This is a genomic window from Streptomyces sp. NPDC127068, from assembly GCF_042724695.1.
Lineage (GTDB): Bacteria > Actinomycetota > Actinomycetes > Streptomycetales > Streptomycetaceae > Streptomyces.
In genome coordinates this window covers 107,952-119,007 of sequence record NZ_JBHXEN010000003.1, presented here as the reverse complement: position 1 = coordinate 119,007, position 11,056 = coordinate 107,952, and the positions used below count along the sequence as shown (strand labels likewise).

The following is an 11,056-nucleotide window of genomic DNA, read 5'->3' as shown; positions in this document are numbered from 1 at the left end:
CCGGTCGGACCTCAGCCGGCCGTGGCGGGGGCGTCCTCGCCCTTCAGGGCCCGGATCACGTGGTCGTCGAAGTTGACCAGCGACCAGTCGCGGCGGTTCTCGATCACCGCGTAGCCGTGGGTGATCCGTCCGGTCGCGGTCTGCACGAGGACGCCGTCACGGACGACGTAGCAGTCCATCCGGGAGGTGTAGGTGAGGTCCTTGAACACGTCCTCCACCGTGTAGACGGTGTAGAGGTCCTCCTCCATCAGCGCCTCGTCGAGGATCTGGATGCGGGAGTGCGGCACGACCGGTATCCAGCGGCGGTCGTCCAGCAGGGTGCGGATGGAGATGCCCCGGTCGGCGAGGAAGAGGTCCACGACCTCCTCCATCTGCCGCAGGTAGCCGGACATCTGGAGGCGCTCCGTGAAGTGGCAGTAGGGGTAGGGGATGCGCCACTTCCAGCCGAACGCGTTGGTGTCGCCGACGAGTCGGGCCAGCACCGGGTCGGTCGCCCCGTGCGTTCCGCGGCCCTCGCCGAGCGCGGTGGTGTCGGCGCTCTCCACGGCGACCCCGTGGGCGGTGGTCTCCGCGGTGGTGCCCGCGAGGTGGGCGCCGAGCCGCTGCGCCACGTAGGGCGCGAGTTCGGTGGGCGGCTGCTCCGCGCTCTGGAGGTAGCCGTCGGGGCGCAGCGAGACCCGGACCTTGGAGGCGACGGCCTTGACCGGGGCGCCGTCCCGCTCGATGGTGAGCGTCACCCGGAAGCCGAGGGTGTCGGCGCCGTCCTTGGTGTCGGGGACGACCTTCGCCTCGGCGGTGTCGTCGAGGTGGAAGGCGTGCAGGATGCGGGTGTCCAGGTCGACGAGGTCGAGTCCGAGTCCGAACTCCTCGTACAGCGAGCGGGAGGACAGCCCGGCGCTGCGGAAGTGGTCCAGGACGGCTTCTTCCACGAGGTAGTTGACGTGCTTGAAGCCGATCCAGGTGCAGATGTTGGAGCCCTCGTAGCGGGGCCGTACGGTCACCGTGGTGGTGGTGTTCAACAGTGCCTTGGCGCCGGTGGCCACCGTGGCGTCGAGTGTCTCGGTCATCAGGGGGTGCTCCAGGGCGTGGACGGGGCCCGGCTGGTTGCGGGCCGTGAGGTCGTGGACGAGGCCGTTGGTGAGGGACGCGAAGGTCTCGGGCTGCTCGACCATGGAGAAGTGGCCGGCGCCCTCCAGGACGTGCAGGGCGGCGTCGGGGAGCCGGCCGGTCAGGGCGTGTGCGTCGCCCGTCCGGGCCGCGAAGTCCTCGCTGCCGCTGATCAGCAGGAACGGCAGGCGCATCGCCGGGGTCCGCAGGTCCGGTGTGGACAGGTAGGTGTCGAAGAACCGCATCCACCCGTGGCAGCCGACCCGGTCCCGGACCTTGACGGCCATTCGTCGTTGCACGTCGGCGGGGAGCCGGCCGCCGGAGCGGACCCGGACGCCGTCTTCGAGGATGTCTTCGAAGTGGTTGAGGTAGTAGGAGAGGGCGTCCCAGCCGAAGTCGGCCGCCGCCGCGCGGTAGAACGGCGCGGCGAGCACGACCCCGCGCAGCGCGCCGCGCCCGGTCGGGTTCTGCCCTCTCGGGCCCTGCCCGCTCGGGTCGTGCGCCCGCGGGCCGGTGCCGGGTTCGGGTCGCGCCGACGGGTCGACGGGGTCCGGCGCGCCGGAGGTCTCGGCGTCGAGCCAGCTCAGCACCGCGCCGGCGCCGAAGGAGTGGGCGACGAGGACGGTGGGGCCGCCGGGCACCGCGGCGACGGCCTCCCGGACCCACTGGGCGGGCGGGGTGCGCCACCAGTCGGGCGTGCCGGAGCCGCGCCAGGGCAGTTCCGCGGTCCACACCTCGCAGGCCGGGTCGAGCAGGGGGACGAGTCGGGCCCAGGTGTCGGAGCTGGCGGCCAGCCCGTGCAGCAGCAGGACGCGCGGTCCGTCGACGCCGGTCCCCGCCCGGGCCCGGGTGACCAGGACGGGGGTGTCGGGCGGGACGGCGAGCCCCCGGGCACTGCTCATCGGCCCCGCTCCCCCGTTCGGCGCAGCAGCAGTCCGGCGACCGCGTCGCCGTCGTCGTCGCCGTTGGTGAGCAGGACGGTGCCGGGGCCGTCCGCGGTGAGCAGGCCGACCGCCGCGGCGCACTGGGCGACGCCCAACGCGCCCGAGGCGTGGCCCAGTACGGCGTCCAGTGCGTGGCGGGGCATCCCGTCCGTGCCGGGGACCGCCCGGTCGCCGTCGAGGCCCTCGGAGGTGAACCACGCGCCGGGCGCCGGTCCGGGGGCCGCCAGCAGCGCGGCGACGCAGGCGTCCACCGATCCCCGGCGGGTCTGGTCGCCCAGCTCGGCGACGAGGGGCACCGTGCGTCGCTCCGCCGCGGTGACGCCCTCCAGCACCAGGGCCACCGCACCGTCCAGTGCGCTCGCGGCGGGGTGTCCGGTGAGTGCCTCGGTGACCTCGTTGTGGGTCTCGACCCCGATGACCACCGCGCGTTCGGCGCGTCCGGCGCGGATCAGTCGGGCGGCCCAACGGACGCTGTCCAGGCCGCCGGTGGCGCCGTTGCACACCATCAGGTTGGGGCCGCGCAGTCCGAACCGGATGGCGACCGAGGAGGCCACCACGTTGCTGGAGGCGTTGGGCAGGCCCATCGGGCTGATGCCCTCGACCGATTCGGTGGCGATGGCGGAGGCCGTGCGGCAGACGGTGTCGAGGTTGCCCAGGTTGGAGCTGGCGACCACGGCCGTGCTGGCGCCCAGCTCGCACCGTTCGCCGTCGTCGGGGATCAGCCGGGAGTCCCGTAGCGCGTCACGGACGGCGACCAGGGCGAGTTGGGTGGCCCGGTCCTTGTAGCGCAGGCCCTTGCGGCCGATGCGGTCGGCGGGCACGACCGGCTCGCCGGCCGGGCCGGTGGTGGCCCGCAGCAGGTCGGCGGGGTCGTCGACGCCGGGCAGGGCGAGCCCCACCCCGGTGATGCCCACGCGGAAGTCGCTCATGTCGCGGTCCTGCCCTTCTGGGTCCGCTCGACGACGGCCACCGTGTTGACTCCGCCGAAGCCGAAGGCGTCGACCTGAGCCAGCGTCAGTTCGGTTGCCCGGTGGTCCCGTTCGCGGACGAACCGGAACCTGCCGGCCTCCGCGACCGGCTCGTCCAGGCCGAGGGTCGCCGGGACGCGCCCGGTGGCCATCGCCCTCAGCGCCACGATCAGGCTGAGCAGCCCGGAGCCGCCGGAGGTGTGCCCGGTCATGGACTTGAGTGCGGTCATCAGGGGGCGGGTGACGTCCTCGCCGAAGACCGTGGCGACCGCCGCGGCCTCCGCCTCGTCGTTCAGCAGGGTGCCGGTGCCGTGCAGCATCACCAGGTCGATGTCCGCGGGCTTCACGCCCGCCCGGTCGTGGGCCTCCCGGACCGCTTCGGTGATGCCGGCCGGGTCGGGTGCGGTGACGTGGTGCGCGTCGCAGTTCATGCTGACCGACCGCAGTCGGCCGAGGGACCCGGTCGCGGGGCAGTCCTCACGGCGGAGCACCACGGCGACCGCGCCCTCGCCCATCAGCACGCCCTTGCGCGCCCGGTCGAAGGGCTGCACGCGCTGCGGCGGCTCCATGTGGACCCGGTCCAACAGGCCGTACATGCTCTCGGTCAGCGTGTCGACGCCGGCCACGACCACCGTGTCGCTCTCGCCCGCCTCGATCAGGTCCGCGCCCAGGGCGAGGGCGTGGAGCGACGCGGAGCAGGCGTTGGAGAAGGTGTGGCTCTGCACCGCGCCGAACCGCTCGCGCAGTGCGGTACCGAAGTGCAGCCGGTCGACGCCGAAGGCGGCGCCGTCGCGCCAGGCCAGCTCCGCGGAGCGCAGTTCCCGCAGTCCGGTGCCGACGAGCACCGGCACGTCACCGAGGTCTTCACCGAGGCCCGCCTGCCGGGTGGCCTCCCCGACCGCCGAGAGCAGCCAGTCGGTGGCCCGGTAGGGCCGGTCCCGGCGGCCCGGGGGCCGGTCGTCGATCTCGTACGCGTGTCGGGTCCGGTACCGGGCGGCGTCGAAGCCGCGCAGCTCGGCCAGTCCGCTCCGTCCCGCGCACAGGGAGTCAAAGACCTCGTCCACGTCACCGCCGATGCTGGCCTTCGCACCGGCTCCGGTCACCAACACGCTCATCTCGCCCCTCCCGGGCACGTCAGGCGGACCCGCATCACTTGCCCTCGTACCTGCCGTAGATCACGACGGAGTTGTTGCCGCCGAAGGCGAGTCCGTTGTTCTGCACCACCCGCAGGTCGGCCTCGACCGCCTGGTTGGGTACGCAGTCCACGGCGCACTCCGGGTCCGTCTCGACGTGGTTGATGGTCGGCGGGATGAACCCCTCGGTGAGGGAGAGCGCGCAGGCGATGGAGGCCAGCGCGCTGGCGGCGCCCATGCTGTGCCCGATCATCGACTTGATGGAGACCGTGCGCGGCGGCTGCTGTCCGAAGACCTGGCGGATCGCGGCGGCCTCGGTCACGTCGTTCGCCCGGGTGCCGGTGCCGTGGGCGGAGATGAAGTCGACCTCCGACGGCTTCACCCCGGCGTCGTCCAGGGCGAGTTGCATGCACCGGGCGACGCTGTCCTGGTTGGGCGCCACCGGGTGGTGGGCGTCGCAGTTCAGGCCGTAGCCGAGCACCTCGGCGTAGATCCGCGCCCCGCGTGCCAGGGCGGACTCCAGGCTCTCCATCAGCAGGACGCCGGCGCCCTCACCGGTGAGGATGCCCTTGCGGTTCAGGTCGAACGGCTGGCAGCGCTCGGGGGCGATGGTGCCCAGCCGGTAGAACCCGGTGAACGTCTTGCGGCACAGCGAGTCCGCCCCGCCGCACAGGGCGTACGTGACGTCTCCGCTGCGGATCGCGTCGTAGCCGTAGCCGATGGCGTAGTTGCCGGCGGCGCACGCGGTCGGCAGGGTGACGGCCTCCACCCGGGACAGCCCCAACTCCTGGGCCACGGCGCCGGACAGCCGGCCGGCCGGTACCCGGCGGGCCACCGTGGCGTCCATCGACTCGGGTCCCCGCCTGACCTCGGACTCGACGAGCTGGTCGAGGTCGCGGGACTCCCCGTCGGTGGTGCCGATCGACGTCAGACAGCGGTGCCGCCGCAGTTCGTCCTCGTCCAGCCCCGCGTCGGCGACGGCCATCCGCGCGGCCGAGGTGGAGAACTGGCTCGCCCGACCGAGGCTCTCGGGGTCGAGTCGGCGTATCCACCGGCTGGAGTCGAAGTCCTCGATCTCACAGCCGATGGAGTACGCGAAGCCGGTCGTGTCGAAGGCCGTGATGGGTCGCGCCGCACTACGTCCGGCACGCAGGCCGGTCAGGAACTCCTGAGTTCCGATACCGATACTCGACACCGTGCCGAGCCCGGTGATGACGACCCTGCGGGCCGATTCCTGGAGCATGGTCTCCCCGATTCTCCGACTACCAACCGGCGGCTTCGGAAACGACCTCGTAGACGCCGTTGAGGTTCACCATGCGACCCAGCTCGGACTGGTCGATGACGATGTTGAAGGACTTCTCCAAAGACGCGAGGATCTCGATCGCGCGCAGCGAGTCCGCGTCGTGGTCCTCTTTGAAGAGGCTTTCCTGGGTCACCTCTTCCGGTTCCAGTTCGAGAATGTCGCAGACAATGTCGCGGATCTTCGCCTGACGCTCGTCCACCACAGTGCTCATAGGTCTCCTACCTCCGCTTCTGGAATTCCTTTCCAGCGCGCTCCACGTTAGGACCGGGCGGGAATCCCATCAAGGCGGATGGCCTCTAACTGCCGCGCCCGGTTCGCGGGTGGCCGTGAGCCGCGCAATCACCGCAGAAGTTGCCAGCCGACGGCGCAACTGCCCGTGCCTCAGGCCGTTTGGTGCCACGGGTCGCCGGAGCGGGAAGCAGTCGACGGTGACGGTCCTTCAGCACTGCGCCGGCGTACGCTCCGAGCGCTCGGGGGGCGCACGGGGAACACGCGTACGCCCCCGCCGCGGGGCGGGGGCGTAGGGCTGCGGTGGCGGGCCGCGGGTCAGCGGGTCAGCGGGGGGCCTGCGCGTCCGTGGGCGGCGCGGGCTTCGGCACCGCGCCCGGGCCGCCGTCGTCAGCGCGGGCGCGGGCGGGGGCGTCGGGGTGGTCGCCGCCGTCGGGGGGTTCGCTGCCGCTGCCGGTCGCGGGGCTCCGGGAGAGGTCACCGGCGAAGGTGAACAGGATGATCAGCGCACCCGCCACCGCCATGGCGCCACCGATCACGGTGGTGACGTGCATGGACTGCAAGAAGCTGTCGTTCGCGGCCTGGACCAGGTGGGGCAGGTTCGCCTGCTCGGCCAGGTACCGGGCGCCTTCGGGGGAGTTCTCCGCCTGCTCCACCGCCCGGGGCGGCAGCCCGGCGAGGTCCGGCCCGATCCGGTCCCGGTAGACGCTGACGAGCACGGTCCCCAGGACCGCCACCCCGAGCACGCCGCCGATCTGGCGCATCGAGTTGTTGACCGCCGACCCGACCCCGGTGCGGTCCGCGGGGAGCGCCGCGATGATCACTTCGGTGGTGGGCGCGACGCTGGCGCCGAGCCCGAGCCCCTGGACCACCAGCAGCAGCCAGAACCAGGGCAACGGGGTGTCGGTGTCGAAGAAGACGTAACCGAAGAAGGTGGCGGCGGCGATCAGCATGCCTCCGGCCACCACGAGGCGGGCCCCCCAGCGCTTGACCAGGACCGCCGAGACGGGGGCGCCGAGGAGGACGCCGAGCGCCACCGGGGCGAGGGTCATGCCCGCCTCGAACGGGGTCTGGCCGCGCGGTCCCTGGAGGTAGAAGGTCGCGTAGTACTGGGAGCCGGTCAGCCCGAAGAAGGTGAGCATGACCGCCACGCTCGCCCCGGTGAACCTCCGGTTGCGGAACAGCCGGATGTCGAAGCTCGGGTACGGGATGCGCAGCTCCACGAGCACGAAGACGACCAGGAGCAGCAGGCCCAGCACGATCAGGCCGACGACGTCCCAGGCCAACCACTCGTTGCGGTGGCCGCCCTCGATGACGCCGTAGACGACGGCCAGCACGCCCAGCGTCGACAACAGCACGCCCACCGGGTCGAAGCGCTGCCGGGTGAGGGAACGCGCGACGGGCAGCAGCAGGTACCCGCCGATCACCGAGACGAGCACCAGGGGAACGTTGATCAGGAAGACGGACCCCCACCAGAAGTGCTCCAGCAGGGCCCCGCTGAGCAGGGGGCCGGCCGCGATGGCGAGCCCGCTGCACCCGGACCAGATCGCGATCGCCTTGGCGCGGTGTCGCGCGTCGAACACCTCGGCGATCAGGGAGAGCGTCGCGGGCATGATCAACGCGCTGCCGACGCCCATGACCGCACGGGCGAGGATCAGTTCGCCCGGCGAGTCGGCCCAGGCGGCCCAGGCGGAACAGACGCCGAAGACGCCGAGTCCGATCAGCAGGACGCGGCGTTGGCCGTAGCGGTCGGCCAGCACTCCGCCGGTGAAGAGCAGTACGGCGAAGACCAGGGTGTACGAGCTGATGCTCCACTGGAGTTCGTTCGGGGTGGCGCCCAGGCCCTCGTCCGGGTCGGCCAGGGTCTTGAGCGCGACGTTGAGGATGGTGTTGTCCAACCACACCGCGAGCTGGGCGAGGACCAGCACGGACAGGGCCAGCCACTGCCGTGGGGTCGGGGAGGCGGGGGCCGGGTCAGCCGGCCCTTCGATGGTCCGATCTCTTGCGCTCACGAGTTCCGTTCCTCAGAGGGGGGCGCCGTCGGCGCGCTCCCGCCTGGACGTCGACGTCGTCTGGGGGGGATGCCTGCTACCCGAAAGTGACAACAACGGGCCTCGTGACACCCGAACAAGCCCTTACTTGGCAGTAAGTGTGGGTGGAGGCGCCGGCCACGTTCAAGATTCACAGGAATTCTGACAACTACCTGCCAGTGGACAACGCGCCGCCTCCTGCTTCGACATGACCGGGGAGCCGGCGACAACAACCCGCCCGCGACCCGCGACAGGATAGCCGGATACGCCCGGCCGACCTCCGATCGGGAACACCCGGGGAATGCGATCACACACCGCAACCACCGCACACGCGCAATCACACAGAGTTCCTTGAAGATGCAACCATAGCCCTGACCTCCATAGACCATTCCCTCTGCGTGCTACGCTCACGGGTGGTTCACATATAACCAGCGAGCACTTCTTCCACAAGCGATCCGAAGCCAACTGACGGCATCTGAAAGCACATCCGAACCGCGTCACCAATCGCCTCCGACGGCAGGGTGAAGGATTACCACGGGTCTTGAACCCATGGGTGACGCGGCACGAAGAGCGGGGGAATGGAAAGTTGCTACAGGATTACAGAGATTCGGTCGACGGATTCGCAACTCGAAGCTCACCATGGAGAAACAGCGTTGTCGAAAACCTGACGCGCCAGGAGCCGGTCCCCCACACCCCCGCACGCGGCACTCGACACATCACCGGGGCGGTGGAGTCCACCGACGCGGAAGCCTCGATTCGCTGGATGGCGCGGCTCGTCCTCACCGCGGAAGAGAGCGTGATGTGGTGTTTGGGTGACATCCTGCCCTCGGTCCCCGACGAAAGCGTCACCAAGCGACTGCGCATCGTCAGGCGGGCCGTCACCGAACTCGCCGACCACGGCGTCGAGATCAAACTGATCTGCCGTCAGGAAGCCCTCAACGACAACAGAATCCTCCAGCAGTTGAAGGCCATGCAGCCACAGGCCCTCATCGTCGGCGGTTCCCCCTACAACATCGCCATAGTCGACTCGGAAATGGCCGTGTTCCGGCACGGCACCGCGGACAGCCCGCAGGCACCGGGGGGCATCGTCATCCACGACTCCACCGTGGCCAGCGCGTTCCACCACCTCATGGCGATCGGTGAGCAACCGGAGGAGTCGCACCCCGCCTACCTGGACACCACGGCCGACGCGGCCCGGCACCGCAACCTCGTCCGGGTCCTCGACCTGATGAGCAAGGGGTTCACGGACGACGCGGCGGCCAAGGCGACCGGGATGTCCGTGCGCACCTACCGTCGCCACGTCGCCACGCTCATGAACGAGTTAGGTGCACGATCCCGCTTCCAGGCGGGTGTCCTTGCCGCCCGTACCGGTCTCCTCACCCCCGCCCTCAGACCGCACTAGTCGATCCACCGCAGCAACCCTCACCCCCAGCGCGACCAGGCAACACCCTTATGTGCGAAGGGTGTTGCCCCACCCCTGTGACGCACCCCTGCCGTCCCGCGGACCAGCAGGACGGAAGCGGGCCCGCCACTCGTTCAGCGGACCACGGGGGTCGTGGACCCTCCCGCCCGGTGGGCCAGGTGCCCCCGGAGCGAGAACCCCTCCGCGCCGACGTCCTCCGGACGGAGTCCCACCCTCCGTTGCAGGATCTGACGCGCCGCCAGATGGTCCACGGGTCGGTTCACCGACTCGACCGCCAGCAGCGCATCCCCGCGGAAGAGGAGCACGGAGAACGCCTCGGGGTCCTCGTCGCCCCACAGCACTTCCGCGTCGTGACCCCCACCGAGTCCCGCGATCTGTAGGTTCGCCGTGAACTGATCACTCCAGAACCAGGGCACCTCGCCGTAGTGCTCCGGCGACCCGGTGAGCCGTGCGGCGACCGACCGGGCGTGACCGACGGCGTTCTGCACCGACTCGATCCGCTGCCGGTTCCCCGAGCGCACCTGAGGGAACGCCGCGCAGTCACCGACCGCGGAGACATGCGGATCGCCGGTCAGCAGCCGGGAGTCGACGGTGATGCCGTCGTCCACCGGGAGGCCGGCCGCCGTGGCCAGCTCGGTGCACGGGCGGACACCGGCCCCGATCAGCACCAGGTCGGCGGGCAGCCGATCACCGTCCGCCGACTCCACCTCCGCGACCCGGCCCCGGCGGTCACCGTGCAGGGCGGCCACCCCCCGGCCGAACAGCAACCGGGTGCCCTGCCGCTGGTGGAGCCGGGTGACGTACCCGGCGGTCCGCTCCGATACGACCCGGGCCAGCGGCCGATCGAGCGCTTCCAGGACGGTCACCTCACGACCCGACGCACGGGCCACGGCGGCGCATTCGAGACCGATGAACCCGGCCCCCACCACCACGACGCGCCGCGCGGACTCCAGCGAGGCCCGGAGCGCGGCGGCGTCCCGTGCGGTGCGCAGGGTGTGCACACCGCGCAGCCCGGCCCCCGGCACCCCGAGGGTGCGCGGCCGGGCCCCGGTGGCCAGCACCAGATGACCGTACGCGTACCCGGAACCGTCAGCGAGGCGCACCGTGCGGCTGACCCGGTCGATCTCCGTGACCGTACCCCTGACCAGGTCGATCGACCGGCGTACGAAGTACGTGGCGGGCCGCAGCCACAGCTCCGCCTCGGTCACCTCGCCCTTGAGGTACGCCTTGGACAGCGGTGGACGCTCGTAGGGCAGCGCGTCCTCGTCGCTGATGAGCGTGATGCGCCCCGGGTAGCCGTGTTCGCGCAGGGACGCCGCCGTCTGGTACCCGCCCTGGCCGGCGCCCACGATGACCACGGACGCGGGCCCCGCCCCGTCGGCCGCCATCAGTACTGCCGCTCGGGGAGGTGGACGATCAGGCCGTCCAGGGCGGCGGTGACCTTGAGTTGGCAGCTCAGTCGGCTGCCCGGCCGGCGCGGGGCGGCGGTGAAGTCGAGCATGTGCTCCTCCTTCGGCTCCACGGGCTCCAGCTGGTCCAGGGAGGTCTCGTCCACGTAGACGTGGCAGGTGGCGCACTGCGCATTGCCGCCGCACTGGGCGACGATGCCGTCCAGGTCGTGGGTGACGGCACCGCGCATGACGCTGGTGTCGGACGGCACGTCGATCGTGCGCTCCGTCCCGTCGACGGCGACATAGGTGATTTCGGGCATGCCGGAACTCCTCGCAGGCATCGGCCCGCACGCGAGTACGCCGGGGGGGCGGATGCCGGTCAAGTGGGTGGTGGGAAGGGAGCGATCAGCGGCCGGTGGGGGACGCGACACCCCTGCCGACCCGCCTGCGACAGCCGACCGTTCGGACACGCGACGTCCTCGGCCCGGCATGCGGCGGCAAGCGCGGTGAACCGTACCAGAGGAGTTCC

Annotated in this window: 9 protein-coding genes and 1 pseudogene; 1 reads left to right on the top strand and 9 read right to left on the bottom strand. The window is 71.2% G+C overall.

Going from position 1 to position 11,056, the window contains the following annotated elements; all coding sequences use genetic code 11:
* Positions 1 to 11 precede the first annotated feature (11 nt).
* The 7 genes and pseudogenes from ACFWIA_RS02530 to ACFWIA_RS02500 form a co-directional block, all read right to left on the bottom strand.
* Entirely contained in the window at positions 12 to 1,067 is a 1,056-nt protein-coding gene (locus ACFWIA_RS02530) for a hypothetical protein (RefSeq protein WP_386999841.1), read from the bottom strand.
* A gap of 87 nt (positions 1,068 to 1,154) precedes the next feature.
* A pseudogene (locus ACFWIA_RS02525) lies at positions 1,155 to 2,009 on the bottom strand (alpha/beta fold hydrolase); the annotation flags it as partial.
* The gene (locus ACFWIA_RS02520) at positions 2,006 to 2,980 is read right to left on the bottom strand and encodes a beta-ketoacyl synthase N-terminal-like domain-containing protein (protein WP_386999645.1); all 975 of its coding nucleotides are present in this window, start codon (positions 2,978 to 2,980) and stop codon (positions 2,006 to 2,008) included. The gene ACFWIA_RS02520 and the pseudogene ACFWIA_RS02525, both read right to left, overlap by 4 nt.
* The gene (locus ACFWIA_RS02515; RefSeq protein ID WP_386999642.1) at positions 2,977 to 4,134 is read right to left on the bottom strand and encodes a beta-ketoacyl-[acyl-carrier-protein] synthase family protein; all 1,158 of its coding nucleotides are present in this window, start codon (positions 4,132 to 4,134) and stop codon (positions 2,977 to 2,979) included. The genes ACFWIA_RS02520 and ACFWIA_RS02515 overlap by 4 nt, the downstream gene beginning before the upstream one ends.
* Before the next feature lie 34 nt (positions 4,135 to 4,168).
* Positions 4,169 to 5,395, bottom strand: coding sequence for a beta-ketoacyl-[acyl-carrier-protein] synthase family protein (locus tag ACFWIA_RS02510; protein WP_386999640.1), 1,227 nt, complete (start codon positions 5,393 to 5,395; stop codon positions 4,169 to 4,171).
* Positions 5,396 to 5,414: 19 nt separating this feature from the next.
* On the bottom strand, positions 5,415 to 5,666 hold the full coding sequence (locus ACFWIA_RS02505) for an acyl carrier protein (protein WP_385488345.1): 252 nt from the start codon (positions 5,664 to 5,666) through the stop codon (positions 5,415 to 5,417).
* Between the two features lie 343 nt (positions 5,667 to 6,009).
* Positions 6,010 to 7,695: an MFS transporter gene (locus tag ACFWIA_RS02500; RefSeq protein WP_386999638.1), complete on the bottom strand. Its 1,686-nt coding sequence runs from the start codon at positions 7,693 to 7,695 to the stop codon at positions 6,010 to 6,012.
* A gap of 745 nt (positions 7,696 to 8,440) precedes the next feature.
* Between ACFWIA_RS02500 and ACFWIA_RS02495 the strand changes: the two genes are divergently transcribed.
* Positions 8,441 to 9,115, top strand: coding sequence for a hypothetical protein (locus tag ACFWIA_RS02495; RefSeq protein ID WP_386999636.1), 675 nt, complete (start codon positions 8,441 to 8,443; stop codon positions 9,113 to 9,115).
* 134 nt (positions 9,116 to 9,249) lie between these two features.
* Here ACFWIA_RS02495 and ACFWIA_RS02490 read toward each other — a convergent pair whose 3' ends face one another.
* Together ACFWIA_RS02490 and ACFWIA_RS02485 are read right to left on the bottom strand one after the other, a co-directional pair.
* Complete coding sequence (locus tag ACFWIA_RS02490) at positions 9,250 to 10,524, bottom strand: NAD(P)/FAD-dependent oxidoreductase (RefSeq protein ID WP_386999634.1); 1,275 nt, start codon at positions 10,522 to 10,524, stop codon at positions 9,250 to 9,252.
* Complete coding sequence (locus ACFWIA_RS02485) at positions 10,524 to 10,847, bottom strand: 2Fe-2S iron-sulfur cluster-binding protein (RefSeq protein ID WP_386999631.1); 324 nt, start codon at positions 10,845 to 10,847, stop codon at positions 10,524 to 10,526. The genes ACFWIA_RS02490 and ACFWIA_RS02485 overlap by 1 nt, the downstream gene beginning before the upstream one ends.
* Between the last annotated feature and the right edge of the window lie 209 nt (positions 10,848 to 11,056).